Genomic DNA, 25,514 nt, shown 5'->3' with positions numbered 1-25,514 from the left:
GCTATACGGTTAGACATACAGTATTGCTATCTTGTACAAGTTAGCAAGGACAGCGGTCGAAAAGACGGCGCCGCCGACGAGAGGCCACCGATGGCACAGGACACGCCCAGCTACGGCGAGCGGCCGCTGGCGCAGACCGTCGCCGCCGCGGGCGCGCTGCGCCGGCTCAGTGGGCTGCTGCTGTCGCTGGAACACGAGCACCCGGTAGTCGACGCGATGCTGCGCCAGATCGAGGAGTGGGAAGGCGAACTGACCGCGTTCGCACCGCCGGACCCCACGCCGCGCATCGGCCCCGATGCCACGGACTCGCAACGCGTTTACCTCGACCACGCCTTCGACATCGGCGCCTACAACCCGGCGTTTCCCGAATACACCATCGACGCACTGGATGCCGAAACGGCATCGGGCCGGGTGACGTTCCCGGTCGTGTTCGAAGGCCCACCGGGATTGGTCAACGGCGGCTTCATCGGGGTGTTCTTCGACTGTGTGACCCAACACCACAGTTGTGCGACGGGCCGAACCGGCAAGACGCGCGCGCTGACGGTCACCTTCCGCAGGCCCACGCCGATCCTGACGGAACTGCACTTCGACGTGACGCGTGTGGAGGCCGACGGTCGCGTGACGTCGACGGCCCGGTTGCTGCTCGGCGACGACGTGCTGTGCACCGGGGAGTTCAACACCTCGGCGTCCTCACCCGATCGGCTGTCGGTCTTCCAGTTCGGAAAGCGCCGGGCGAGATGACCAGTGCGCACAGGATTCGCCAACCGCGGGTGGCCGAGATCATCGCCGCACGCCTGCGGGACGACATCCTGTCGGGGCGGCTGAAGGAAGGTGACGTGCTGCCGTCCCAGGACGGCCTGCTCGCCGAATTCGGCGTCAGTCCACCGGCATTGCGCGAGGCGATCCACATTCTGGAGATGGACGGCCTCATTTCGGTGCGGCGGGGCAACATGGGCGGTGCCGTCGTGCACCAACCGTCGGCGGACCGGACCGCGCACATGATCAGCATGGTGTTGCAGTCCCGGTCGGCGACACCGGCGGATGTCAGCGGCGCGCTGCTGCACCTCGAACCGATCTGCGCGAGCATGTGTGCCGCCAGGGCGGACCGCGTGACCGAGGTCGTGCCCTACCTCGAAGACGAAATACAGGGGCAGCTCGACGATTTCGGTGACCCCTCGCGGTACGTCCCCAACGCGCGGCGTTTTCACGAAACGATCGTGTCGCGCTGCGGCAACGAGCCGATGATTCTGCTGATCGGATCCCTGGAATTGATCTGGTCGGCGCACGAGTCGTCCGTGTGGGGCGACGAGACCGGTGCCGACCCGATGAACGACAAGACGATGCGGGCCGCGCTGCGCGATCACCAACGCCTGCTCGACGCGATCCGCGACGGCAACCAGTCCCGCGCAGCCAAGCTGGCCGCCGACCACCTCGCCGTCGCACGGCGCAACACGCTCGCGGCCGGAACGGACAGAACCATTGAGGCCAAGCTCATTTCCGACGTTCAGTGAGGATGCCATGACCACCGCCGATGACCGGGTGCTGTTCGAGGTCGACCGCGACAAGCGAATCGCGACCATCACGCTGAACAACCCCGCACAGCGCAACTCCTACGACGCGGCGATGCGCGAAACCGTCGGCCGCTACCTCGACCAGGTCGCCGAGGACGACGATGTCACCGTCGTTCTGCTGCGCGGCACCGAGGGCGTGTTCAGTACCGGCGCGGACATGAACAACGCCTACGGCTGGTATGGCGACAAGGACTCCGCGCAAGCCAAGCGGCGACCGAGCCAACGGCGCCGGCTCACGGTCGACCGCAAGTCCTTCGGCTTCTACCACAACTTCATGGGCTTCCCGAAGGTCACGGTGGGGGAGATCAGCGGGTACGCCCTCGGCGGTGGTTTCGAGATGGCGCTGATGACCGACATCTCCGTCATCGCCCGCGACACCAAAATCGGCATGCCCGCCACCCGGTTCCTGGGCCCGGCGCTGGGCAGCCTGCACATGTTCTTCCACCGGCTCGGTCCGGTGCTGGCGCGGCGGCTGCTGCTGACCGGCGACATCATCGAGGCGGGCGCGGTCGAACACCTCGGCGTCTTCACCGAGACATGCGACGCGGACAAGGTGACCCAGCGGGCCCGGTACTGGGCGGAAAAGGCGGCGAAGATGCCCGCCGACGGCGTGGTGATCGCCAAGGAGGCGTTCCGCCTCGTCGAGCAGAGCCAGGCCTACCAGGGCGAGGAGGTGGCGAGCTACCTGTTCCACGCGTACGGGACGAACCTGCAGTTCGCGGAGGGTGAGTTCAACTTCGTCAAAACCCGCGCGCAGCACGGCACGAAGGAGGCGTTCCGGCTGCGGGACGAGCATTTCCACGTGCCCGAGCCCGAGTAGCGGCGTCCGCTACAGTATCTGTTAGTTTTGTAAAGTCGCTAACGTCGAAACCCGAGGTAGAAACATGGGAACACCCGTCATCGTCGGCGCCGCCAGGACCGCGATCGGCCGATCCTTCAAGGGCACGCTGGTCAACACCCCGCCGGAGACGTTGATCACCGCTGTCCTGCCCGAGGTGATCCGCCGCTCGGGGATCGACCCCAAGGACATCAACGACCTGATCTTCGCCGAATCCCACTACGGCGGCGGCGATCTGGCGCGCTATGCGGCCGATGCGTGCGGACTGCCCGACGTTCCGGGCCAGTCGGTGAACCGGCACTGCGCGGGTAGCCTCACCGCGATCGGCAATGCATCCGCACAGATCGGCTCTGGTATGGAGCGCGCGCTGATCGCCGGCGGTGTGCAGTCGCTGTCGATGACGCCCCTGGTCAACTGGCGTATCCCCGGCCCCGAGCTGAAGTTCGAGGAAAAGTGGATGCCGCCCACCCACGTCGAGACCCCGGACGCGCCGACCCGCGATATGTCGATCACCGTCGGGTGGAACACCGCGCAGACGGTCGGCATCACCCGTGAGGAGATGGACGCCTGGGCGGCGCGGTCGCACCAGCGCGCCATCGCCGCGATCGACGCCGGCAAGTTCGTCGACGAGATCGTGCCGCTCAAGGTGCAGCAGTTCGACGGCTCGGTCGTCGAGTTCAGCGTCGACGAGCATCCGCGCCGCGACACCACCGTCGAGAAGCTGGCCGGCCTCAAACCGCTGCACCCCGAGATCGAGGGCTTCTCGATCACCGCGGGCAACAGCAGCGGCACCAACGACGCAGCGGCCGCGGTGGCGCTTGTCGACAACGACTACGCCGAGTCCAACAACCTGACCAAGCTGGCCACGGTGAAGGCGTGGGCCGCCGCGGGTGTGCCGCCGCGTGACTGCGGGCTCGGCGCGGTGAAGGTGATCGGCAAGGTGCTCGACCGCGCCGGCCTCAAGCCGTCCGACGTCGCGCTGTGGGAGATCAACGAGGCGTTCGCATCGGTGCCGATCGCCGCTTGCCGCGAGTACGGCATCGACGAGGAGCTCGTGAACTTCTCCGGAAGTGGTTGCAGCCTCGGCCATCCCATCGCCGCATCGGGTGCGCGGATGGTCACCACGCTGGTCTACGAACTGCAGCGGCGTGGCGGCGGCATCGGTGTCGCCGCGATGTGCGCTGGTGGCGGCCAGGGCGGCGCGGTCGTCGTCGAGGTCTGACCCGCGGCGACTACGCCGAAATTCCCAGCGCCAACACGAGACCCGCGGCGATGAGCAGCGCCGCGGTCAGCCCGTGAATTCCCAGCGCGGCTGAGAGCTTGCCGCCGTTGGCGAGCACGATCGCGGCGTCCGCGATCGGGGTGAGCGACGCCGCGATCAGCACCCAGCCGAGCGGTCCGGGGCCGGCGGCCGCCCACACCACCAGCAGCACCACCCCCGACGTGATGTCGCGGACACCCTTGATCGCGGTGAGACCGCGGATGTCGTCGGCCGCGATACCGAAGGCGAGCGTGGCCTGCCGAGGCTGGAGGAGGAAGCGGCCGCCGATCGCGATGATTCCGATGCTGGCGATGAGCGCAATGGCGAGTGCGGAGATGTGCATGACGATCCGACTTTCTGGTTGATATGCGATTTTGTCTAGCAATGTTAGATAACAATGCTAGACTACAATTTATGTCCCCGCGACCCGCTCCCGACCTGGATTTTCGGCGTGACCAGGTGGTCCGCACCGCCCGTGCGCTCGCAGAGTCGGACGGCTGGGCCGCGGTCACGATGCGCCGCCTCGCCGGAGAACTCGGCGTCAGCCAACCGGTTCTCTACTCGGCATTCGCCAACCGCCAGGCGTTGGTCGACGCGGTGGCTCTCAACGGGTTCGCCGACCTCGCCGCGGCACTGGAGGCGGTCGAGGCCAACCCGATGGCTCGGATGCGTGCTTATCTCGACTTCGCCGCCGCGAACCCGAGGGTCTACGAGGCGATGTTCTCGATGCCCTCAGGTCTGTCCTTCGCGGCCGACGACACGCCCGAACCACTCCGGCGGGCATTCGCGCCCTTGCGCGACGCGTTTCCCGACGCCGACGGCACCCGGGCCGAGGTGGCGTGGTCGGTACTGCACGGACTGGCGACCCTTCAGGCCGGGGCGCGCCTGCGACCCGCACAGGTGCAGCAGCGGCTGGACCTGGCCCACCAAATGCTCACCCAGGAGAACGGCTCGTGAACATCCTGATCGAAATCCTCGCCGGCGCCGCGATTCTCGCGAACGGCATCGTCTACGGCACCGACGTGTTCGGCGCGATCGTGCTGCGCCCCGCGGTCGCGGCGGTCGACGATCGCACCCTCACTCAATTGCTCGGTCACATTCACCGAATCGCCGATCGCCGTTTCTCGGTGATCGGTGCGGTCGGCCTGATCGCCGCCGTGGCGACCGCAGTGGCGGCGGCGGTGAGCGGGCGCTGGGCCAGCGCCGCTTCCGCAGCGGTGGCCACCCTCGCCCTGATCGGGTTCCTGGTGGTCTACACGCGGATCAGCAAGCCGGTGAACGCGGTGCTGACCGCCGCCGCGGTCGCGGGGGAGGTGCCGGCCGATGCTCGCCGGCTCCAAAACCGCTGGGAGTCAGTCATCGACGTGCGCGTCGTGGTGCAGACAGTTGCCCTGCTCGCGCTGTGCGTCGCGCTCGCCGCAGCCTGACGGTCGCTTCCGTCCCCGACTACTCGAACACCACGACGATCTTGCCGAACGGGCCCCGGTCCAGATGATCCAAGGCGGCCGGAAGATCGCTTAATGGGTATCGGGTGTCGATCGCGGGCTTCATACCGGTGCGATCCACCGCGGCGACAAGGTGTTCCAAGGCCCGTCGATGCCCCGTGCTGATGCCGTGGATGGTCACGTCTTTCAACATCAACGGCATGACGGGGGTCGACGCGTCAAAGCCCGCAAGAGCGCCGATCTGATGAATGTGGCCACCCACCGCCGCCACCTCGACGGCTGCTCCCAGGTGCGGGCCACCGACGATCTCGAGGATGTGGTCTGCGCCGCGATCGCGGGTCAGTTGGAGGATGGCCTCGGCCCAGCCGTCCGCGCGGCGGTCCACGAAGTGGTCTGCGCCGAGCGAAATAACCTGATCTCGCTTGCCCGCGCTGCCGGAGACGATCACCTCCGCTCCGTGCATCTTGGCGATCTGGACACCGAACAGCGACACGCCTCCCGTGCCTTCGACCAGCACGACATCACCGGCGTGTACGCGACCGCGCTCGACCAGTGCGAACCATGCCGTGAGCCCCGCGCAGGGCAGCGTGGACGCCTCAGCAAGTGACAACGTCGCGGGTGCGTGGACGAACCAATCCTCGTCGAACGCAACATATTCGGACAGGACGCCGGGGTAGTATCCTCCGAGCGTTCGGTACGACGGCGTGCGTGCGTCACCCCCACGTCGGCCGTCGAGCCAGTCGGGAGCGAAAGTCGATATCACCGTCTCGCCGCGGGCGAATCGGGTTACCCCGGCACCGAGGGAGACCACCGTTCCAGCGAGATCCGAACCGGGCGTGAACGGAAACGCCAGCGGGAGACCGCGACCCGACTCGATCACCATCTTGTCGCGATGATTGAGAGAAACCGCCGCCACCTTCACGAGGACCTCGCCGGGCCCCGGGTCCGGCGGTGGGACGTCCCTCAGAGTCAGCGCCGCTCGCCCGATCTCGTCGAGTTCCCAGCGCCGCATCAGTGTTGTCGTCATGAGTCATCCCGCCGTCGATTCACTCAAGGGTGCGACAACGGGACGGGGCGGAAAATTCCGTCGACCGCCGATCGGTCCGGGTTCGATGCCCGAACCGGGGGCTAACGCTTACGCGCGGCGGATTTCTTCGCCGGCTTGGCCTTGTTCTCCTCGATGAGGCTGCTCGCCCGGTCGAGGATGCAGTCGAGGCCGAACTCGAAGTTCTTGTCGTCGGCCGCACCGATGTGATGGCCCTTCTCGGTGACCAGCGCCAGCAGGGGCGTGCTGTCGGCGTCGATGCTCATCGATTCCTCGAGGTCGCTCGGGCCCTCGTTGGCCGCACGGTTCTTCTCCCGAAGACGATGCAGCACAACGGATCCGCGAACATGCACCGACACCGCGGAGTAGGTGTCGAACGCATCCTCGGGGGACAGGCCCGCCTCGACCAGGCCCGCGATCGCCTTCTCAACCTCCTGCACGCCCAGCTTGGCCACCCGCGGGCTGAGCGCCGACCGGATGAGGATCAGGTCGCACAGAATCGGGTTGCCCATGAACGTCTTCCGCATGGTGCGCGCATGGTTGCGCAACGTCTCGCGCCAATCCTTGGCTTCGACATAGGGCGTGGCGAAGACATACTGGCGCAGCGCGCGGTCGGTCATCGCATTGAGGAGGTCGTCCTTCTTGCGGAAGTACCAGTAGATGCTCGTCACCCCGACGCCGAGGTGCTTGCCGAGTAGCGGCATGGACAGGTTGTCGATGCCCACCTCTTCGGCGAGTTCGAAGGCGCCTTTGATGATGTCGTCGGGATTGATGGACCCACGCTCGCGTCGTTGACGCTTCTCCGCGGTCGCCTGCCTTGCCACGTAGGGCACCTCCATCGAATAAGCCGCGCGCGCAGCCCCCCGAAAAACGGGGTGGTGGACTCGAATGTACCGTCAGCCGCCTCTGATCTGCGCCAATGCAGGTGTGTCGCGGCTGCGCCGTTACCGTCAACCATACCGGGGGCCGTTCCGCCACCGGCCTCCACGGTGATTCCGCTCTTCTACTGTAAGTCCTATAGTAAGCTTTTCTACGCAATCGAGTGAGCGAAAGGCCGCATGGACCTCGGGCTGAAGGACGCTACCGCCGTCGTGGTCGGCGGCGGGCGCGGAATGGGTTTGGCGACGGCGCGCTGCCTGGCTGAGGACGGGGCCAGAGTGGCGCTCATTGGACGGACACCCGACGTCCTCGCGGACGCAGCAACGGCCCTCGCCGAGATCGGCAGCCCCGACACGCTCGCGCTGGCCGCCGACACCACGGACGCCGATCAGGTGCAACGCGCCTTCGACGAAGTCGGCGAGCGCTGGGACGGACGACTCAACATCCTCATCAACGCTGTCGGACCGGACGCCGTCGGCACATTCGAGGACCTGACCGACGAGCAGTGGCGCATCGCCTTCGACGGCGGCGTAATGGGCATGGTGCACTGCGTGCGCTCGGCGCTGCCGCTGCTGCGTGCGGCGGAGTGGGCGCGCATCGTGAACTTCTCGGCCCATTCGACGCAGCGCCAGAGCGTCATCCTGCCCGCCTACACCGCGGCCAAGGCAGCGTTGACGAGCATTTCGAAGAACCTGTCGCTGCTGTTGGCCAAGGACGAGATCATGGTCAACGTGGTCTCCCCGGGCAGTATCGCGTCGGAAGCGCTGATCGGCTGGGCCGAGTCGGTGGGCGTCGACGGCACCGACCCGTACGCGCTGATGACCGCGATCGATGAGCACTTCGGTCATCCGGCGCATCTACCCCGTGCGGGTCTGCCCGACGAAATCGGGCCTGTGGTCGCGTTTCTCGCATCCCGCCGGAATTCCTATATGACCGGCGCCAACGTCAACGTCGACGGAGGCTCAGACTTCACCTGAGGCTTCATCGCAACCATCGGCTGAGGAGGTCATCATGGCTTCGGCGAAGGACGCCCGCGAGTGGGCCCGTAACCATCTGCGCGGGATCGGTGACTCCCTCTACACACCCTTCTGCGGCGTCGACGGCGACGACATCGATTGGGACGCCTATCGGACTCTGGTGCGGCACTGCGTGGGGGCGCTCGGTCATCCACTGTTGTGGTGCACGAGCGGTATCGCGGAATTCTGGGCGTTGACCCTCGACGAGCGAAAGCGGTTGCTGGAGGTGGCCATCGAGGAGGGCCGCGCCGCCAACCCCGACGTCGTCATACAGGCGTGCACCGCGGCGACCGCGGCCAAGGACTGCCTCGAACTCACGCGCCACGCCCAGGAGGCCGGCGCCGACATCGTCTACATCCAGACGCCGATGATGGAGGCGCATGGCGGGCAGGGCGTGCTGAACTTCTTCCGCTACATCGCCGATCGCACCGACATCGCACTGGGCATGTTCAACTCCCCGTCCTCGGGTTACGTGTTGACGCCCGCCGAGAGCGCCGCGATCTACGACGAGATCCCCGCGGTCTGCGCGACGAAGGAAGGCGCGTTCCGGCCGATGGCCAGCAGGAGACTGCACGAGTTGGCTCCGGGTCTCGCGGTGTGGGAGTGCGACAAGACCGTGTACCGCGCCGGGTGGCTGCGCGACGGCATCGTCTGCCCCGCGCAACTCGGGACGTCGGGCTACCTCTTCGAAACCCCTGAGCGGCGGGTGTTCAGCGAGTACTGGGAGCTCATCGTCAACGACAAACTCGTCGAGGCGATGGACTACGCGCGCGAATCAGGGCTCGACCAGTTCGACCTCGATATGGGTTCGTGGTTCATCTGCTATCCGGGGCGGCCGGACTACTTCACCCATTGGGGTGGGGCGTTCAAGTATGCGGCGTCGGTGCTCGGCCTGCCGATCGGGGAGTACCCGCACTCCCGTCCGCCGCAGGCGCAACTCCCTGCCGACGCGAAAGCGCAGATCGAGAACGCGTATCGACGGTTCGGACTGGTCGAGGCGTGAGCCGTTTGTGGCGTCCGAACGGCCCTGACGGCTGTTGCGGAAGGCACTACCGATAGGTGTACAGTATGAGCATTCACAAAGCTCGCGCCGCTGGAGGAGGACTGCTGGGTGAGCGCTCCTGACCAAGTCGCCGACGCCCGATTCGACTCCGATGCCGCGCCGGTCCGTTACGAGGTGCTCGACACCGGGGTAGCGGTCCTGACCCTGAACCGGCCGGATCGGATGAACGGCTGGGGCGGGGAACTCGCCGACACGTTCTACGTACGCATGGACGACGCGGAGGCCGATCCCGAGGTGCGGGCGATCGTCGTCATCGGCAGCGGCCGCGCGTTCTGCGCGGGTGCCGACATGGGTGACCTCACGACGATCAGCGCGACGACGGTCGACGCCGCCTCCGACACCGACGTGGGCAAGCTCGTCGGCGCGCGGCATCCGCATTTCCTGATGGGTGTGCGCAAACCCGTCATCGCCGCGATCAACGGCGCCTGCGCGGGCATGGGGTTGACGCTGGCGCTGGCGTGCGATGTGCGCTTCGCCGCCGAGGGCGCCAAGTTCACTACGTCGTTCGCCAGGCGCGGGTTGATCGCCGAGTACGGCATCTCGTGGATCCTGCCGCGCATCGTCGGCACCGGCGTCGCCATGGACCTGCTGCTGTCGGGCCGGGTGTTCTTCGCCGACGAGGCCGCGCGACTGGGCGTCGTCAACGACGTGGTGGCACCGGACGAATTGCTGCCCCGCGCGGTCGGATACGCCGAAGACATCGCCGCCAACTGTGCGCCCAGTTCGCTGGCGGTGATCAAACAACAGGTGTACGCAGACACCATGCGCGATGTCTTCGATGCCAGCGACCACGCCGAGAAGCTGATGCACGAGTCGATGACGCGTCCCGATTTCCTCGAGGGCATCACGAGTTTCTTCGAGAAGCGCCCGCCGAACTTTCCGCCCCTCAAAACCGAGCAGGAGGACACGCCATGACTTCGCCACAGCCACTGGACTACATGGCCATCGACGTCGACAACCACTACTACGAGCCGCTGGACGCCCTCACTCGGCACCTGCCCAAGGAGTTCCGTAGCCGCGGCGTGCAGATGCTCACCGACGGGAAGCGCACGTACGCCGTGTTCGGTGGGGTGATCAACCACTTCATCCCGAACCCGACGTTCGACCCGATCATTGAGCCCGGCTGCCTGGACCTGTTGTTTCGCGGGGAGATTCCCGACGGTGTCGATCCGGCGTCGCTGATGAAGGTCGACCGGCTGGCCGACCATCCCGAGTATCAGAATCGCGACGCCCGGGTGAAGATCCTGGACAAGCAGAACCTCGAAACCGTGTTCATGCTGCCGACTTTCGCGTGCGGCGTCGAGGAGGGCCTCAAGCACGACATTCCGGCCACCATGGCCTCGGTCCACGCGTTCAACCTGTGGCTCGACGAGGACTGGGGTTTCGACCGGCCCGACCACCGCATCATCGCCGCGCCGATCATCTCGCTGGCCGACCCGGAGAAGGCGGTCGAGGAGGTCGAGTTCGTTCTGGAGCGGGACGCGAAGCTGGTGTGTGTGCGCCCGGCGCCGGTGCCGGGTGAGGTGAGGCCTCGCTCGCTCGGCGACCCGGTGCACGACCCGGTGTGGGCGCGCCTGGCCGAGGCCGGTGTCCCGGTGGTCTTTCACCTGTCCGACTCCGGCTACATGGCGATCCCCGCACTGTGGGGCGGCAGCGGCGTGTTCAAGGGTTTCGGTAAGCGCGACCCGCTCGACATGGTGATCATGGACGACCGAGCCATCCACGACACCATCGCCTCGATGATCGTCCACCAGGTGTTCACCCGGCACCCCAAACTCCGCGTCGTGAGCATCGAGAACGGTTCCTACTTCGTCTACCGGCTCATCAAGCGGCTCAAGAAGTCTGCCAACAACGCCCCATACCACTACAAAGAGGATCCGGTCGAGCAGTTGCGCAACAACGTCTGGATCGCGCCGTACTACGAGGATGACGTGAAGCTGCTGGCCGACACCATCGGGGTGGACAAGATCCTGTTCGGGTCGGACTGGCCGCACGGAGAGGGGTTGGCCGATCCCACATCGTTCACCGCGGACATCCCACAGTTCCCAGAGTTCAGCCACGAAGACACTCGAAAGGTGATGCGCGACAACGCCCTCGAATTACTCGGCGCGAACGTCACGGCCGGCGCCGGCAGATGAGCGAATGGACGATCGGGGCGGTTCTCGACGCGATCGCCCAGGCGGTACCTGATCGGTTGATGACGGTGTGCGGCGACCGCCGCAGCACGTTCGCGCAGTCGGCGGATCGCACCCGCCGCCTCGCGAACTATCTGGCCGCACAGGGTCTCGGCGCACACCGCGAACGCGACGAACTGCAGAACTGGGAGTGCGGACAGGATCGCGTCGCGCTGCTCATGCACAACGATCTGTACCCCGACATGGTGATCGGATGCCTGAAGGCGCGCACCGTCCCGGTCAACGTCAACTACAACTACACCCCGCGCGAGGTCGCCGAACTGCTCGACTACCTGCGTCCGCGTGCGGTCATCTACCACCGGTCGTTCGGACCGAAATTCGCCGATGTGCTGCCGCCCGCCACGGCTGACCTGATGATCTCGATCGATGACGACGTGTCGGTTCGCGAGCTCGCCGGCGCAATAAACCTCGAAGACGCTCTCGCGCAGGGCGATACCGACGTCGACATCAGCGCCTCGCCCGATGACGTGATGATGGTGTGCACCGGCGGGACCACCGGCAGGCCCAAGGGTGTGATGTGGCGCCAGAGCGACACCTATGTCATCTCGATGAACGGCGCCGACCACGAGTCGGTCGAGGAGATCCACGGCAAGGTCGCGCACGGCGGACAGCCGTGGTTCGCGGTTTCGCCGCTGATGCACGCGGCGGGAATGTGGACGGCGTTCGCGGCCCTGCTCAACGGTCTGCCGGTGATCCTCTACGACCAGACGCGATTCGAGCCGCGCGCGGTGCTGGAGACCGCGCAGCGCGAGAAGGTCGGCCTGATGACGATGGTCGGCGATGCCTACGCCGCGCCGTTGGTCGAAGAGTTGCGTTGTGGCTCCTATGACCTGTCATCGCTGTTCGCGATCGGGACCGGCGGGGCGGCCACCAATCCGAAACACCAACGCGCGTTGTTGGACCTGCTGCCTCAGATCACGCTCATCAACGGCTACGGATCGTCGGAGACCGGCAACGTCGGATTCGGCCGCAGCCAGCGCGGTGAGCAGAAGGACACCTTCGAATTGCGCGAAGGGGCCCTCGTGCTCTCCGAGGACTACCGTCGTTTCCTCGAACCCGGCCAGGACGAGGTCGGCTTCGTCGCCCGCGGCGGCCGAATTCCGCTCGGCTACTTCGACGATGAGGCGGCGACGCGGCGAACCTTCCCGGTGGTCGACGGGCAGCGCGTGGTGATCTCGGGCGACCGTGGCTCCTTGGCCGCCGACGGCACGTTGCGGTTGTTCGGACGTGACTCGCTGGTCGTCAACACGGGAGGCGAAAAGGTGTTCGTCGAGGAGGTCGAAGAGGTGCTGCGCGCGCACCCGGCCATATTCGACGCGTTGGTGGTGGGACGGCCGAGCGAGCGGTGGGGTGAGGAGATCGTGGCACTGGTGGCGCTGAAGGACGGCACGGACATCGCACACGAACCGCTGCACGCCCACTGCACAGCGAGCCTGGCTCGGTTCAAGGCGCCGAAGGAGTTCATCGTCGTCGACCAGGTCCGCCGCCTCGGAAACGGTAAGCCCGACTACCGCTGGGCCAAAGCCGCTGCGACACAACAGGTGAACGCATGACCGCCCGCGCCATTGATTGCCTGGTCAATGTCCACTTCGGCGAGACCGAACAGCAGCCGACGTGGATGCTCAAGGTCCGAGACGACTACTTCAAGGGTCCGAAGTCGACGTTCGCGCCCGTCGACCTCGGCGAGCTGCTCGAGGAGATGGACGAGCAGGGGGTGCAGAAGGCGATCCTGATGGACAGCATCGCCAAACCGTCGACGACGGCGCGCAAATTCGTCGACGCCCGGCCGGATCGCTTCGCGTTGGCGATCGGCGGTGTCAACCTGTTGCGGCCCATTCCGTCGCTGCGGGAGCTGGCATCCGTCGTCAATGACCTGCCGGTCGCGTATGCCGCTGTGGGGCCCAGCTTTTGGGGCGACGGCCAGTATCCGCCCAGTGACGCCGTCTACTATCCGCTCTACACCAAGTGCGCCGAGCTCGAGCTGCCGCTGTGCATCAACACCGGTATCCCCGGACCGCCGATTCCCGGTGAGGTGCAAAACCCGATTTACCTCGACCGGGTCTGCGTACGGTTCCCGGAACTCAAGCTCTGCATGATCCACGGGGCCGATCCGTGGTGGGACGTCGCGATCCGCCTGCTGATCAAGTACCAGAACCTGCGCTTGATGACGTCGGCGTGGTCGCCGAAGCGGTTGCCCGAGAGCCTGCTTCACTACATGCGCACGCGAGGCCAGAACAAGGTGATCTACGCCTCGGACTGGCCGGTGCTCAAAATGCGCCGAGTCGTTCCCGAGGCGATGGCCCTTGACCTGCCCGCCGAGGTGCTGGACAACTACTTGTACAACAACGCGCAGGAGTTTTTCTTCGGCGCCGACAAGGAGCAGTGATGGACCGTTACGAACTGCGCAGGCTCGACTACAGCCTGTCCGAGGACCACCAGGCGCTGCAGGCCGCGTACAAGGACTTCTTCAAGACGCACTGTTCGATCGAGACCGTCCGCGCCGCGGAGCCGACCGGATTCGACAAGAGCCTCTGGGAACGGCTGTGCACGATGGGCGCGACCACGATGGCGCTGCCCGAAGACGTCGGCGGTGACGGCGCCACGTTGGTGGACCTGACGCTGGTGGCCGAGGAGATCGGCCGCTCGCTGGCACCCGTGCCGTGGATCGACCACGTCAGCGCGGCCCGACTGCTCGGTCGGCTGGGCGCCGTCGACACCGACATCGTGAGCGGCAAGCAGATCGTCGGGCTCGACCCGCAGCAGGACAGCGTCTCGGGGGTGCGCCTGTTGCCGAGCGGATCGATCGCCGACCATATCGTCCTGCGCGACGGGGACGACATCGTCAAGCTGACGTTCGCCACCCGGCCGACGAAGGTCGACAACATCGGCCGGCTGCCGATGGCGTGGATCGACCCGGCCGCCGCCGACAGCCGCAGCGTCGTGGCGAGCGGACCCGAGGCGCTCGCGGAATACCAACGCGCCCTGGATGAATGGCGGGTGTTGACGGGAGCGGCGCTGGTCGGCCTCGTCGAGGAGACGATGACCATCGCCGCCGAGTTCTCCAAGACCCGGTACACCCTGGGCGTGCCCATCTCGACCCTGCAGGCGATCTCGCATCCGCTGGCCAACATCGCGATCACGGTGCAGGGCGGACGCAACCTGGCACGCCGCGCCGCTTGGTTCCTCGACAACGAACCACACGAGCGGCCCGAACTGGCGCCGTCGGCCTTCGTGTTCATGGCCGAAGAGGCGTCGAAGGCCGCCACGATGGCGGTGCAGGTCCAAGGCGGGCTCGGGGTGTCGGCGGAGGCTGCGGCCAGCGCGTACCTCCTGCGCGCCCGCGGGTGGGCGCTCGCCGGGGGAGACCCGGCCGCCGCCGCCAAGTACATCGCCGGCATCGTCGCGGCTCGCGAGAGCGGAGAGGGCAAGTAATGGATTTCTCACGGGTCGAACTCTCCGAAGAGGATCGGGCCTTCCTCGAGGAATCACGCGCGTTCCTGAAGGAGATCGTCACCGACGACGTCATCCGCCGTGACCGCGAGACCGGCGACAACTTCGACGAGGGCGTGCACCTGGCGCTCGGCAAGGCCGGATACCTTGCCCGCGAATGGAAGCCGGAATCGGAGGGCGGGTTCAACCGGATCCGTCGGCGCATCTGGGAACTGGAGAAGCGTCGCGCGCACGTGCCATGGGTGACGTTCGGCACCACGGCGATGATCGCCCGGTCGGTGGACAAGTTCGGCTCACCCGAACTGAAGGCCGAGGTGATGCCGCGGGTGTACACCGGCGAGGTCCGGCTCTGCCTCGGTTACACCGAGCCCGAGGGCGGATCCGACGTCGCCACCTGCAAGACCAGGGCCGTGCGGGACGGCGACGGGTGGATCATCAATGGCTCCAAGATGTTCACCACCGGCGCCCACAACTGCCAGTACGTCTTCCTGATCACCAACACCGACCCCGACGCGCCGAAACACAAGAGCCTCACCATGTTCCTGGTGCCGCTCGACTCGCCGGGCATCGAGATCCGGGGCATCCGCACCGTCGACGGCGACCGGACGAACATCGTGTACTACAGCGATGTCCGCGTCGACGACAAGTACCGCCTCGGTGAGGTGAACGACGGCTGGACGGTGGTGCGCGAACCGCTCAACGTCGAACACGGCGCCGTGGAGGCGGCCGTCGACGGCCTGCAGGACGTCTCGATCATGATGCACCAGGCCAACACGATGGCCATCGCGGTCGACAGGGCAGCCGCGCTGGTCGCCCAGCCGGATCCCAACGGCCGCAGGCCCATCGACGACGGGTCGGTGGCTTACCGGTTGGGCCGCAGCGTCGCCCGCATGGAGGCGTCCTTCTCGGCCACCAGCATCTTCGGCCGGGTGGCGCTGGCGCAGACGATGCGCGACATCTCGCCGGATCTGATGGACCTGCTCGGCACGGCGTCCTCGCTGCCGCTCGGCACCGACGGGGCGATCGACGACGGCGCCGCCGAGTACGTGTACCGGTTCGCGCCGCTGGTCGGCATCTACGGCGGCACGCTGGAGGTGTTCCGCAACATGATCGCCCAGTACGTTCTCGGCCTGGGCAAGCCGGCGTACGCCCCGCCCGTCAAGAAAGCTTCCTAACGCCGAGTTTCGGCGAGCGAGCGTGTTTGCCCACGACACACCGCGTAACCTCGACATTTTCCGCACGCTCGCGCCCGAGGAAGGTGCACATATGCCTGAACCGACAGCAACGCCGTCCGTCCGTCGCGCACTGGTGATGGGTCCGAGCGGCTTCGTCGGTTCACACGTCACACGCAAACTCGTCGAGCGCGGCGACGACGTGCGCGTGTATCTGCGCAAGACGAGTTCCACCGTGGCCATCGACGACCTCGACGTCGAACGGTGCTACGGCGACCTGTACGACGACGAAGCCCTCCGCGCGGCGATGGCCGACCGCGACGTCGTCTACTACTGCATCGTCGACACCCGATTCCATCTGCGTGACCCGGCACCGCTGTTCGAGACCAACGTCAACTGCCTGCGCCGGGTGCTCGACGTCGCGGCGAAGGCCGGCCTGCACCGATTCGTGTTCTGCAGCACCATCGGAACGATCGCGCTCGGCGACGGACGTCGGCCGGTGACCGAGGACATGCCGTTCGACTGGGGCGACAAGGGTGGCGCGTACATCGAGTCGCGTCGGCAGGCCGAGGAACTGGTGCTGTCCTATGCCCGCGACCGTGGTCTGCCCGCGGTGGCGATGTGCGTGTCGAATCCGTACGGGCCGCGAGACTTTCAGCCGCACCAGGGACTGATGGTGCGGTACGCCGCGTTGGGCAAGATCCCCGCCTACATCAAAGGTGTGTCCACCGAGGTGGTCGGCATCGAAGACGTCGCCGAGGCCTTCCTGCTCGCCGCCGAACACGGCAGGGTGGGGGAGCGCTACATCATCTCCGAGAGCTACATGCCGATGCGAGACTTGCTGACGACGGCCGCCAGGGCGGTCGGTGCGAAGCCGCCGCGGTTCGGGATCCCGCTGTCGGTGGTGTATGCGTCGGCCTGGTTGGGCGACAAGCTCTCCCGGCTGGTCGGCCGCGAGTTCCAGATGAACACCAATGGCGTTCGCCTGTTGCACATCATGGCGCCCGCGGACCACGGTAAGGCGACACGCGAACTCGGCTGGCACCCGCGGCCCACCGCCGAGTCGCTCGAACGGGCCGCGCGATTCCACGTCGAACAGGCAAGAAAGACGGCTGGCGAATGACCGAAGCCGACCTCGTCGAGATCGAGGCGATCAAACAGTTGAAGGCGCGCTACTGCCGCCTCCTCGACACCAAGGACTGGGCGGCGTGGCGATCGCTGTTCGCCGACGACTTCCTCAGCGACACTTCGCCCGCCGGCGGCAAGAAGATCCAAGGCGCCGACGAGTTCGTCGCGTTCACCCGCAAGAGCCTGCGCAACCAGGCCACCGTGCACCAGGTGCACGCTCCCGAGATCGAACTGACTTCGCCGACGACGGCCCGCGGCGTGTGGGCGCTCGAGGACGTGGTCCGGTTCGGGCCCGGCGTCAACCTGCGCGGCTATGGCCATTACCACGAGACCTACGAGAAGCTCGACGGCCAGTGGCGCTTCACGAGCTCGACGCTGACACGTCTGCGCGAGGACGTCTTCAACGGAGTTGTCGCCGTCTACATCTCGGATCGCGTGCGCAAGCTCATCATGAAGGCCTCGCGTCGCGCGCTGAAGTGAGCCCGATCAGGACCGGATGAACTCGAGCAGGTCGGGATTGATGACGTCGTGGTGGGTGACGAACGCCCCGTGCGGATACCCCGGATACGTCTTCAAGGTGCCGTTCGGCAGTAGCTTCGCCGACAGCGGTCCCGAATCCTCGTACGGGACGATCTGGTCGTCGTCGCCGTGCATCACCAGAACGGGGATCGTGATCTTCTTCAGGTCCTCGGTGAAATCGGTCTGCGAGAACGCGACGATACCGTCGTAATGCGCCTTGGCGCCGCCCATCATGCCCTGGCGCCACCAGTTCTCGATGATCGCCTCCGACGGCTCCACGCCGGGGCGGTTGAATCCGTAGAACGGGCCCGCGGCCAGCGAGCGGTAAAACTCCGACCGGTTCGCCGCAAGCTGCGCCTGCAGATCGTCGAACACCTCCTTCGGCAGCCCGCCGGGGTTGGCGTCGGTCTTGACCATGATCGGCGGCACGGAGCTGATCAGGACCGCCTTGGCCGCTCGCTCCTGACCGTGTCGCGCGAGGTAGCGCGCCACCTCACCGCCGCCGGTCGAATGGCCGATGTGCACCGCGTCATGCAGGTCGAGGTGCTCGACGACGGCCGCGAGATCGTCTGCGTAGTGGTCCATGTCGTGACCGTCGGCAACCTGCGCCGACCTGCCGTGCCCGCGGCGGTCATGCGCAACGACGCGGTACCCGTGCTGCAGGAAGAACAGCATCTGCGTGTCCCAGTCGTCGGCCGACAGCGGCCATCCGTGACTGAACACGATCGGCTGGCCCGAACCCCAGTCCTTGAAGAAGATTTCGACGCCGTCGCTCGTGGTGATCGTGGGCATGCTGGCTCCTGTTCGTGGAACGTCACGCTATGCGCACTCTGCCACGCCCGCACTCCTTTCGCGCGAGTACTACTCGGGTGCCCGACTCAGGGTCACCGCGTGAGGATCGTCGCGGCGGCGGTACCGGGTGCGCCGTAGAGCTGGGCGAAGCCCACCTTCGGTTCGCCGGGCACCTGGCGGTCGCCGGCCTCGCCGCGGAGCTGACGCACCAACTCGTGAATCTGACGCAGACCCGACGCGCCGATCGGCTCGCCGTTGGCGATCAGGCCGCCGTCGGTGTTGATCGGCAGAGAGCCGGTGATCTCGGTGGCCCCGTCGGCGAGCAATTTCTCCTGGTCCCCGTCGGCGCAGAAGCCGCACTCGGCCATGTGGATGATCTCGGCGCCGGCGTCCGTGTCCTGCAACTGGATGACGTCGACGTCCTGTGGTGCCACCCCGGCCTTCTCGAAGGCCGCCTTCGCGGCGTAGACGGTCGGTGCGACATCCTCCTCGACGGGCGCGAACGTCGTGTTGACCTCGTAAGCACCGTATTTGCGGGTGCGGACCTCGACGGCCCTCAGGTACACCGGCTTGGACGTGTAGCGCTCGGCGATGTCGGCACGGCACATCACGACGGCCGCTGCGCCCTCGTCGGGTGCGCAGAACATGTACTGCGTGAGCGGATAGTTGAGCATCGTGGAGTTGAGGATCTGGTCCTCGGGGATGGGCTTGCGCCGGAACGCGTTGGGGTTCAGCGCGCCGTTGCGGAAGTTCTTGGCCGCCACCTTGGCCAGCGTCTGCGCAGAGATGCCGTGCTGATGCAGGTAGCGGTTGGCCTTCATCCCGAAGAACTGGGTCGTCAGGTACTGGCCGTTCTCGGCGTACCACCGCGGCATGCCGACCAGGGCGGGATCTTCGGTGAAGGCACCGCGTGGATGCTTGTCCAGTCCGATCGCGATGCCGATGTCGTAGTCGCCCAAGCGGATTCCGTCGGCACACGCCTTGGCGGCACTGGCGGCGGTGGCGCAGGCGTTGAACACGTTGGTGAACGGGATACCGGACAGGCCGACCATGCCGACGATCGCGTCCGGGTTGGCGACCGTCCAGCTGCCTCCGGTGGCGAACTGAATGTCTTTCCACTCCACACCGGCGTCGGCGACGGCGGCGAAGATCGCGTCGACGCCCATCTCCATAGCGGACTTGCCTTCGAAGCGGCCGAAGGGGTGCAGTCCGACACCGATGATCGCCACGTCGTGCATGCCTGAGCCTCTCTGGTCAACGCCGATCCGACGTGTAACTGTAACTCTTACAGTATCGTAATCGGCGTGGCCCCGGTCATCGAGAACAAGCCGACCTTCTGCCGGATCTGCGAGCCGTTGTGCGGAATGATCGCGACGGTCGAGGATGGCCGCCTGGTGGCGCTGCGGCCCGACAAGGACCACCCGCTCTCGGCCGGTTTCGCCTGTCAGAAGGGCATCGCGTTCACCGAGGTCGTCAACGATCCGGATCGGGTGACGCGGCCGCTGCGCCGCGGGCCGTCGGGCTTCGAAGAGGTGACGTGGGACGAGGCGATGGACGACATCGCGGGCCGGCTTTCGACGATCCTGCGCCGTGACGGTTCCGGCGCGGTTGGCTGGTACATGGGCAACCCGGGCGCGTTCAGCTATGCCCACACCTTCGCGGCGCTGCTGTTCATGAAGGGCCTCGGCCGCCACGGCCACTACTTCACCGCGTCTTCGCAGGACACCAACAGCAGGCTCATCGCCAGCCAGCTGCTCTACGGGGTGCCGACGTCGGTCCCGATACCGGACCTGACGCGCACTGACCTTCTGGTCATGATGGGCGCGAATCCCGTTGTGTCGCACGGGAGCTTCCTGACGGCGCCACGGATCAAGGACCGCATGCACGACATCGTCAAACGTGGTGGGCGCGTGGTGATCGTCGACCCGCGACGCAGCGAGACCGCCGTGGCGTTCGAATGGCTCGGCATCGTGCCGGATACCGACTCCCTGCTGCTGCTCTCGCTGCTGAACGTGATGTTCGCCGAAGGACTGGTCGACGTCGCCGCGGTGAAACGCAAGGCCGACGGCGTCGACTGGCTGACGTCGCTGTGCCGACCGTTCGGCCCGGAGTCGACGTCCGCTTCGACCGGGATAGATGCGGACAGCGTGCGGGCGTTGGCGCGCGACCTGGTGAACACGCCGCGGGCGGCGGTCTACGGCCGGCTCGGCACCTGCGTCGGCAGCCACGGCACGCTGACGACGTACCTGATCGATGCGGTGAACCTGATGGCGGGCAACCTCGATGTGCCGGGCGGATCGGTGTTCAGCTCGATGCACACCGTCGGCCAGAGATGGCAGAACGTCGCGATGGGCGCGGTCATGCGGCGCTCGTATCGGCGCAAGCGCTCGCGCATCAGCGGAACCCCCAGTGCGATCGGTTCGGAGCCCGCAGCGCTGATGGCCAAGGAGATCACGACACCCGGCGACCGCCGGATCCGCGCGTTGTTCGTCTCGGCAGGCAATCCAGTGCTGTCGGTACCCAACGGTGAGGAACTCGAGGCGGCGTTCGGTGAACTGGAGCTCTCCGTCGCGCTCGACTTCTACGTCACCGAGACCAGCGCGCAGTGCGACTACATCCTGCCCGTCACGACGATGTACGAACGCGACGATTTCCCGTACACATTCCAGGGTTTTCAGGCCACGCCCTTCCGTCAAGCGACCGAAGCCGTCCTCGCGCCGGTGGGTGAGGCGCGAGGGGAGTGGGACATCGCCGAGGACCTGGCCCGACGGCTGGCCCGACGCGTGCCCGCCTTCGCGGCGTTCGCCGGTGTGCGAAAGGTTCTGGGGCTGTTTGGTTTCGACGCGTCGCCGCGCGCGATGATCGATGCGCTGGTGCGAATGTCCGAGGGCGGCGACAGGTTCGGGTTGCGTCGTGGCGGGTTGTCGCTGCGACGGCTGACCGAGGAGCATCCGCACGGCGTCGTGGTCGCACCCAACATCCGAACGGGCGTGCTGCGCGATGCCATCGGTTACCTGTCGCGCCGGGTTCGGCTGGCACACCCGGGGATCGCCGCCGAGGTCGACAAGCTGTCACAGCGGAAACTGCCCGACGGCTTCTCGCTGCGGATGATCGGCCTGCGCGAGCCGCGGTCGGAGAATTCCTGGATGCACAATTCGCCGTTGTTGATGCGCGGCGACCGTCGCCAGCATGCGCTGATGCATGTCGATGACGCGGCCGAGCGCAACATCCTCGACGGCGACGAGGCGCGGATCTCGTCGCCGTACGGTGCCATCACGGTTCCGGTGTCGACGACGAAGGACCTCGTGCCCGGCGTCGTCGCGGTGCCACACGGCTGGGGGCACAAGGGAACCGGCAGTTGGCGGCTGGCCAACCGCGCCGGCGGCGCGAACGTCAACCAGCTGACGTCCAGCGACCCCGACGACGTCGAGGCGCTGTCGGGTATGGCGTGGCTGACGGGTGTGCCGATCCGCGTCGAGCGGGCTAACTAGTAAGCGCGAGCGTGCGTGTTTGCACACGACACACCGCGCAATAGCAGCACCTTGTGCACCGTCGGCGTCCAGCGACCGTGCGTAAAGTGGCCAGAAAGACTGGCGTGTCGTGTGCAAACACGCACGCTCGCGGAATTGAGGTCGGTTATGCGATGGCGCCCTTTTCCTTGAGCGCCTCGATGCGGTCCCAGTCCATTCCGATGTCCATCAGCACCAGCTCGGTGTGCTCGCTGGCCTGCGGCGCGCGCGTCGTCTCCAGCGGCTCGTGGTTGAACTGCACCGGGCCGCGGACGACCTTGAACGGCTCACCCCCGTCGGCCGCCTCCACCTCGACGACCATGTCGTTGGCGAGCGCCTGCTCGTCGGTGGCCAGATCGAGGAAGCTCTGGACGGGCGCCCACTGGCCCTTCATCGTCTTCAAGCGCTGACGCCAGTACTCGAACGGCTTGCTGCCGATCTTCTCCCGGATCAATTCGACTGCCGCCGCGGCGTTCTCGATCAAAGGCATCACGTCGCAGAAGCGCGGATCGTCGGCGAGCTCCGGCAGTTCCAAGTGCTCGAACGCGTCACGGATGTACCCCGTCGGGCTCACGATGCACAGGTTGATCGTGCCGCCGTCGGAGGTCAGGTAGTTGGCCATGAACGGGTTCACGCTCGGACCCGCCGCATCCGGCATCAGCGAACGCATGGTCTCGCCGGTCTCCATACCCTGTGTCATGCTGGCCCCGCCGGCCCACCACGCTGTGCTCAGCAGAGAGACGTCGAGTTCGATCGCCTCACCGGTGCGCAACCGGTGAAACAGCGCGGCCGAGATCCCGCCCGCGATGTTCATTCCGCCGATCGAGTCGCCGAAGGCCGGGATGCCCTGCGACAGTGCGCCGCCGATCTCCTCGGGAGTCAAGGCGTGCCCGACCCCGCTGCGCGTCCAGAATGCGGTGCCGTCGAAACCGCCGGTGTCACGCTCGGGCCCCTTGTCGCCGTACGCACTGCCGCGCGCATAGATGATGTCCGGGTTCGCCGCGCGGATGTGCTCGATGTCGAACTTGTTCTTCTGCCGTTGCGCGGGGAGGTAATTGGTGAGAAAAACGTCCGAGGTCTTGGCGATCTCGTAGAGCACCTCCTGACCTTCCGGCGTCGAGACGTCGATACCGACGCTGCGCTTTCCGCGATTGGGGTGCTCGATCAGGGGATGGCGGTTCGGGTCGAGTTGGAAGCCGCCCATGTTGATGAAACCGCGCTGGGTGTCACCGCGCACCGGATGCTCGACCTTGATGACGTCGGCCCCCCAATCGGCGAGGATCGCTCCCGCCGCCGGAACGAACGTGAATTGTGCGACCTCGAGGACGCGCACGCCCTCCATGACCTTGACCAAATCGGCTCCCTCGTACCGGCGCTCCGGCTGTTGAATAAACTTACTGTAAACATTACAGTTAGTCGTCCCGCAATGAGAGTCTACGAGGTAGCTGGGTGAGCTCCGCCATGAATTCAGCAGAACGGATCGAGACCAGCATCGACATCGGCGAGCGAGCGGCGGGTCGCGCCGAAACGCGAATGCTCATTGACGGACAACTCGTGTCGGCAGCCTCTGGTGCGCAGTTCGACAACCTGAGCCCGGCCACCGGACGACTGCTGGGATCCACCGCGGCTGCCGAAGCCGAGGACATGGATCGCGCGATCGCGGCCGCCCGCCGCGCGTTCGACGAGACCGATTGGGCCACCAATCGACGGCTGCGTGCGCATTGCCTCGACCAGTTGCAGGCCGCGATCGAAGGCGAGCAGGAGGAACTGCGCGAGGAGCTGATCGCCGAGGTCGGCTGCCCGGTGATGACAACGCAATCGGCACAACTCGATTGGCCGCTGGCGGACGGTCTTCGCTATCCCGCGCGGCTGATGCTCGACTTCGCATGGGAGCGCACGCTGGACGGCGGCGGGCTGTTCGGTGATCGCAATGTGCGCACCGTGGTCAAGGATCCGGTCGGCGTCGTCGCCGCGATCACGCCGTCAAACTTTCCGATCGAGGTGATCCTCAACAAGCTCGGACCCGCGCTCGCGACCGGAAACACCGTCGTGCTCAAACCCGATCCGAACACACCGTGGAACGCCACCCGGCTCGGCCGGCTCATCGCCGAGCACACCGACATCCCGCCCGGCGTCGTCAACGTGGTGCCCACACCGTCCAACGACGTGGCCGGCCTGCTCGGCACCGACCCGCGCGTCGACATGATCTCGTTCACCGGTTCGACCGGGGTGGGCAAGCTGCTGATGCGCCAGGGCGCAGACACCATGAAGCGGATGTTCCTGGAATTGGGCGGCAAATCCGTGTCGATCGTGCTCGATGACGCCCCTCCCGCGGCGATCACCGGATCGGCGGTCGGGGTGTGCGTTCACGCGGGGCAGGCGTGTGCGGCCACGACGCGCATGCTCGTGCACCGGTCGCTCTATGACGACGCCGTCGCCGGCATCACCGCCGCCTATCAGGCTGTGCCGGTGGGTGATCCGGTCAACCCCGACACCCTTGTGGGTCCGGTGATCAGCGCCGCGCAGAAGCAGTGGGTTCTCGATGCGATCGACCAGGCTCGCGCCGCCGGTGCCGAGATCATCACCGGCGGTGGGCCCGTCGCCGGCCTTCCCGAACATCTGGCCGGCGGACACTTTGTGGCGCCGACGGTCGTCGCCGGCGTCGACAACGACGCGGCGATCGCACAGCAGGAGGTGTTCGGCCCCGTGCTGGTCGTGCTGCCGTTCGACGATGATGACGAAGCGGTGCGGATCGCCAACGACAGCGCATACGGTTTGGCGGGCGCGGTTTCGTCGCGCTCCCTGGAGCGGGGGATGGCGATCGCCCGCCGCATCCGAACCGGCTCGTTCGGGGTCAACGGCGGCATGTTCTACGGTGCGGACGCGCCGTTCGGCGGCTTCAAGAGCAGCGGTGTCGGACGGCAGTGCGGTGTCGAGGGTTTCGAGCAGTACCTCGAGACGAAGACGGTGGCGTACCGCGCGCCGAAGACGGGCGTTACGCCGCCTCGATGATCGCCTCGGCGTGGTCGAGGATGCTGTCGAGGATGTAACCGAAGTCGATGTCGTCGGCGAACCCGATGTAGCGACCGCCGTCGTCGCGTTGGGCGGGAAAGCCCTCGGTGCGTTCCTGGAGTCGCTCGAGAACCACCGAACCCCGGATGTGCACCGAGATCGCGCCGTACGTCTCGGCGGCCTGGTCCACCGTGAGTCCCGCTTCGACCAGCGCCCCGATCGGCTGGCCCAGCTTCTGCAGCGCATTGTGCATCGCGCGGTGACCGTACTGGCCGCGGATCAACACCAGATCGCAGAGGATCGGATCCGCGCGGAATCGCTTCCGCATGGTCAACGCGTGGTCGCGCAACGATTCTCGCCAATTGGACGCTGAGATGGTCGGCACCGTGAACTCGAACCGCTCCAAGGCACGGTCAGTCATCGCGTCGAGCAAATCGTCTTTGCGGCGGAAATACCAGTAGATGCTGGTGACGCCGACGCCGAGATGCTTGGCGAGTTGCGGCATGCTCAGGTTCTCGATCGAGACCTTTTCCGCGACTTGCAGTGCGCCTTCGAGTATCTCCTCGGCGCTGATCGAGCCGCGGTCGCGACGGGTGCGTCCGCTTCCGGCCCTGGCCAC

At 66.4% G+C, this 25,514-nt stretch carries 25 protein-coding genes; 18 read left to right on the top strand and 7 right to left on the bottom strand.

Translation table 11 applies throughout. The annotated features are described in order from the left end of the window. Positions 1-90 precede the first annotated feature (90 nt). The 4 genes from A5752_RS19695 to A5752_RS19680 all read left to right on the top strand — a co-directional run bounded on the left by A5752_RS19695 (position 91) and on the right by A5752_RS19680 (position 3,631). Positions 91-741, top strand: a complete 651-nt coding sequence (locus tag A5752_RS19695) for a hotdog family protein (protein ID WP_067088973.1) — start codon at positions 91-93, stop codon at positions 739-741. After that, on the top strand, positions 738-1,511 hold the full coding sequence (locus A5752_RS19690) for a FadR/GntR family transcriptional regulator (RefSeq protein WP_067088970.1): 774 nt from the start codon (positions 738-740) through the stop codon (positions 1,509-1,511). Before A5752_RS19695 ends, A5752_RS19690 begins: the two co-directional genes overlap by 4 nt. 7 nt (positions 1,512-1,518) lie before the next feature. Then, entirely contained in the window at positions 1,519-2,391 is an 873-nt protein-coding gene (locus A5752_RS19685) for an enoyl-CoA hydratase/isomerase family protein (RefSeq protein ID WP_067088968.1), read from the top strand. 64 nt (positions 2,392-2,455) lie between these two features. Then, complete coding sequence (locus tag A5752_RS19680) at positions 2,456-3,631, top strand: thiolase family protein (protein ID WP_067088965.1); 1,176 nt, start codon at positions 2,456-2,458, stop codon at positions 3,629-3,631. A 10-nt stretch (positions 3,632-3,641) separates the two neighbouring features. Here the strand turns inward: A5752_RS19680 and A5752_RS19675 are convergent, their stop codons facing one another. Continuing rightward, positions 3,642-4,013, bottom strand: coding sequence for a DUF4267 domain-containing protein (locus A5752_RS19675; RefSeq protein ID WP_067088962.1), 372 nt, complete (start codon positions 4,011-4,013; stop codon positions 3,642-3,644). A gap of 71 nt (positions 4,014-4,084) precedes the next feature. On the opposite strand from A5752_RS19675, the gene A5752_RS19670 reads away from it, so the two are divergent. Together A5752_RS19670 and A5752_RS19665 are read left to right on the top strand one after the other, a co-directional pair. Beyond that, on the top strand, positions 4,085-4,627 hold the full coding sequence (locus A5752_RS19670; protein ID WP_067088960.1) for a TetR/AcrR family transcriptional regulator: 543 nt from the start codon (positions 4,085-4,087) through the stop codon (positions 4,625-4,627). Next, complete coding sequence (locus A5752_RS19665; RefSeq protein ID WP_067088957.1) at positions 4,624-5,097, top strand: DUF1772 domain-containing protein; 474 nt, start codon at positions 4,624-4,626, stop codon at positions 5,095-5,097. The genes A5752_RS19670 and A5752_RS19665 overlap by 4 nt, the downstream gene beginning before the upstream one ends. A 19-nt stretch (positions 5,098-5,116) precedes the next feature. Here the strand turns inward: A5752_RS19665 and A5752_RS19660 are convergent, their stop codons facing one another. Beyond that, entirely contained in the window at positions 5,117-6,142 is a 1,026-nt protein-coding gene (locus tag A5752_RS19660; protein ID WP_067088955.1) for a zinc-dependent alcohol dehydrogenase family protein, read from the bottom strand. A gap of 101 nt (positions 6,143-6,243) precedes the next feature. Beyond that, entirely contained in the window at positions 6,244-6,984 is a 741-nt protein-coding gene (locus tag A5752_RS19655) for a TetR/AcrR family transcriptional regulator (protein WP_067089005.1), read from the bottom strand. Between the two features lie 234 nt (positions 6,985-7,218). On the opposite strand from A5752_RS19655, the gene A5752_RS19650 reads away from it, so the two are divergent. From A5752_RS19650 to A5752_RS19605, 10 genes are all read left to right on the top strand, one after another. Further along, entirely contained in the window at positions 7,219-8,016 is a 798-nt protein-coding gene (locus A5752_RS19650) for an SDR family NAD(P)-dependent oxidoreductase (RefSeq protein WP_067088952.1), read from the top strand. A gap of 34 nt (positions 8,017-8,050) precedes the next feature. Next, positions 8,051-9,058: a dihydrodipicolinate synthase family protein gene (locus A5752_RS19645; RefSeq protein ID WP_067088949.1), complete on the top strand. Its 1,008-nt coding sequence runs from the start codon at positions 8,051-8,053 to the stop codon at positions 9,056-9,058. 108 nt (positions 9,059-9,166) lie between these two features. Continuing rightward, positions 9,167-10,033: an enoyl-CoA hydratase gene (locus A5752_RS19640; protein ID WP_067088947.1), complete on the top strand. Its 867-nt coding sequence runs from the start codon at positions 9,167-9,169 to the stop codon at positions 10,031-10,033. After that, positions 10,030-11,256: an amidohydrolase family protein gene (locus A5752_RS19635; protein ID WP_067088944.1), complete on the top strand. Its 1,227-nt coding sequence runs from the start codon at positions 10,030-10,032 to the stop codon at positions 11,254-11,256. The genes A5752_RS19640 and A5752_RS19635 overlap by 4 nt, the downstream gene beginning before the upstream one ends. Further along, positions 11,253-12,866, top strand: a complete 1,614-nt coding sequence (locus A5752_RS19630) for an acyl-CoA synthetase (protein WP_067088942.1) — start codon at positions 11,253-11,255, stop codon at positions 12,864-12,866. Before A5752_RS19635 ends, A5752_RS19630 begins: the two co-directional genes overlap by 4 nt. Beyond that, complete coding sequence (locus A5752_RS19625) at positions 12,863-13,699, top strand: amidohydrolase family protein (protein ID WP_067088939.1); 837 nt, start codon at positions 12,863-12,865, stop codon at positions 13,697-13,699. Before A5752_RS19630 ends, A5752_RS19625 begins: the two co-directional genes overlap by 4 nt. Then, a complete protein-coding gene (locus A5752_RS19620) occupies positions 13,699-14,745 on the top strand; it encodes an acyl-CoA dehydrogenase family protein (protein ID WP_067088936.1) in 1,047 nt (348 codons plus the stop codon). The genes A5752_RS19625 and A5752_RS19620 overlap by 1 nt, the downstream gene beginning before the upstream one ends. Continuing rightward, complete coding sequence (locus A5752_RS19615) at positions 14,745-15,938, top strand: acyl-CoA dehydrogenase family protein (RefSeq protein ID WP_067088933.1); 1,194 nt, start codon at positions 14,745-14,747, stop codon at positions 15,936-15,938. Before A5752_RS19620 ends, A5752_RS19615 begins: the two co-directional genes overlap by 1 nt. Positions 15,939-16,029: 91 nt before the next feature. Continuing rightward, positions 16,030-17,058: an NAD-dependent epimerase/dehydratase family protein gene (locus tag A5752_RS19610; RefSeq protein ID WP_067089003.1), complete on the top strand. Its 1,029-nt coding sequence runs from the start codon at positions 16,030-16,032 to the stop codon at positions 17,056-17,058. Continuing rightward, entirely contained in the window at positions 17,055-17,543 is a 489-nt protein-coding gene (locus A5752_RS19605; RefSeq protein WP_067088931.1) for a nuclear transport factor 2 family protein, read from the top strand. Before A5752_RS19610 ends, A5752_RS19605 begins: the two co-directional genes overlap by 4 nt. A 6-nt stretch (positions 17,544-17,549) precedes the next feature. Here A5752_RS19605 and A5752_RS19600 read toward each other — a convergent pair whose 3' ends face one another. Beyond that, positions 17,550-18,374: an alpha/beta fold hydrolase gene (locus A5752_RS19600; RefSeq protein WP_067088928.1), complete on the bottom strand. Its 825-nt coding sequence runs from the start codon at positions 18,372-18,374 to the stop codon at positions 17,550-17,552. Between the two features lie 92 nt (positions 18,375-18,466). After that, on the bottom strand, positions 18,467-19,612 hold the full coding sequence (locus A5752_RS19595; RefSeq protein WP_067088925.1) for a thiolase family protein: 1,146 nt from the start codon (positions 19,610-19,612) through the stop codon (positions 18,467-18,469). A gap of 66 nt (positions 19,613-19,678) precedes the next feature. On the opposite strand from A5752_RS19595, the gene A5752_RS19590 reads away from it, so the two are divergent. Continuing rightward, complete coding sequence (locus tag A5752_RS19590) at positions 19,679-21,865, top strand: molybdopterin-containing oxidoreductase family protein (protein ID WP_082963978.1); 2,187 nt, start codon at positions 19,679-19,681, stop codon at positions 21,863-21,865. Positions 21,866-22,010: 145 nt separating this feature from the next. On the opposite strand, the gene A5752_RS19585 is transcribed toward A5752_RS19590, so the two are convergent. Further along, entirely contained in the window at positions 22,011-23,225 is a 1,215-nt protein-coding gene (locus tag A5752_RS19585) for a CaiB/BaiF CoA transferase family protein (protein WP_067088922.1), read from the bottom strand. Between the two features lie 119 nt (positions 23,226-23,344). Here A5752_RS19585 and A5752_RS19580 point away from each other — a divergent pair, with 119 nt between their 5' ends. Beyond that, positions 23,345-24,895 (top strand): aldehyde dehydrogenase family protein, encoded by a 1,551-nt coding sequence (locus A5752_RS19580; protein ID WP_067088998.1) that lies wholly within the window; start codon positions 23,345-23,347, stop codon positions 24,893-24,895. On the opposite strand, the gene A5752_RS19575 is transcribed toward A5752_RS19580, so the two are convergent. Continuing rightward, the gene (locus tag A5752_RS19575) at positions 24,879-25,514 is read right to left on the bottom strand and encodes a TetR/AcrR family transcriptional regulator (RefSeq protein ID WP_067088919.1); all 636 of its coding nucleotides are present in this window, start codon (positions 25,512-25,514) and stop codon (positions 24,879-24,881) included. The genes A5752_RS19580 and A5752_RS19575 overlap by 17 nt on opposite strands.

This window comes from Mycobacterium sp. 852002-51961_SCH5331710, assembly GCF_001665535.1.
Classification (GTDB): Bacteria; Actinomycetota; Actinomycetes; order Mycobacteriales; family Mycobacteriaceae; genus Mycobacterium.
The sequence above is the reverse complement of the archived record's forward strand: the minus strand, read 5'-3'. Positions and strand labels throughout refer to the sequence as shown.

Bases quoted from the DNA above. Each gene is read 5' to 3' on its own strand.
- A5752_RS19680 (WP_067088965.1), top strand. From the start codon at position 2,456: ATGGGAACACCCGTCATCGTCGGCGCCGCCAGGACCGCGATCGGCCGA.
- A5752_RS19670 (WP_067088960.1), top strand. From the start codon at position 4,085: ATGTCCCCGCGACCCGCTCCCGACCTGGATTTTCGGCGTGACCAGGTG.
- A5752_RS19610 (WP_067089003.1), top strand. From the start codon at position 16,030: ATGCCTGAACCGACAGCAACGCCGTCCGTCCGTCGCGCACTGGTGATG.
- A5752_RS19635 (WP_067088944.1), top strand. From the start codon at position 10,030: ATGACTTCGCCACAGCCACTGGACTACATGGCCATCGACGTCGACAAC.
- A5752_RS19595 (WP_067088925.1), bottom strand. From the start codon at position 19,612: ATGCACGACGTGGCGATCATCGGTGTCGGACTGCACCCCTTCGGCCGC.
- A5752_RS19675 (WP_067088962.1), bottom strand. From the start codon at position 4,013: ATGCACATCTCCGCACTCGCCATTGCGCTCATCGCCAGCATCGGAATC.
- A5752_RS19580 (WP_067088998.1), top strand. From the start codon at position 23,345: ATGAATTCAGCAGAACGGATCGAGACCAGCATCGACATCGGCGAGCGA.
- A5752_RS19615 (WP_067088933.1), top strand. From the start codon at position 14,745: ATGGATTTCTCACGGGTCGAACTCTCCGAAGAGGATCGGGCCTTCCTC.
- A5752_RS19625 (WP_067088939.1), top strand. From the start codon at position 12,863: ATGACCGCCCGCGCCATTGATTGCCTGGTCAATGTCCACTTCGGCGAG.
- A5752_RS19685 (WP_067088968.1), top strand. From the start codon at position 1,519: ATGACCACCGCCGATGACCGGGTGCTGTTCGAGGTCGACCGCGACAAG.
- A5752_RS19630 (WP_067088942.1), top strand. From the start codon at position 11,253: ATGAGCGAATGGACGATCGGGGCGGTTCTCGACGCGATCGCCCAGGCG.
- A5752_RS19585 (WP_067088922.1), bottom strand. From the start codon at position 23,225: ATGGAGGGCGTGCGCGTCCTCGAGGTCGCACAATTCACGTTCGTTCCG.
- A5752_RS19605 (WP_067088931.1), top strand. From the start codon at position 17,055: ATGACCGAAGCCGACCTCGTCGAGATCGAGGCGATCAAACAGTTGAAG.
- A5752_RS19600 (WP_067088928.1), bottom strand. From the start codon at position 18,374: ATGCCCACGATCACCACGAGCGACGGCGTCGAAATCTTCTTCAAGGAC.
- A5752_RS19695 (WP_067088973.1), top strand. From the start codon at position 91: ATGGCACAGGACACGCCCAGCTACGGCGAGCGGCCGCTGGCGCAGACC.
- A5752_RS19650 (WP_067088952.1), top strand. From the start codon at position 7,219: ATGGACCTCGGGCTGAAGGACGCTACCGCCGTCGTGGTCGGCGGCGGG.
- A5752_RS19690 (WP_067088970.1), top strand. From the start codon at position 738: ATGACCAGTGCGCACAGGATTCGCCAACCGCGGGTGGCCGAGATCATC.
- A5752_RS19660 (WP_067088955.1), bottom strand. From the start codon at position 6,142: ATGACGACAACACTGATGCGGCGCTGGGAACTCGACGAGATCGGGCGA.
- A5752_RS19620 (WP_067088936.1), top strand. From the start codon at position 13,699: ATGGACCGTTACGAACTGCGCAGGCTCGACTACAGCCTGTCCGAGGAC.
- A5752_RS19645 (WP_067088949.1), top strand. From the start codon at position 8,051: ATGGCTTCGGCGAAGGACGCCCGCGAGTGGGCCCGTAACCATCTGCGC.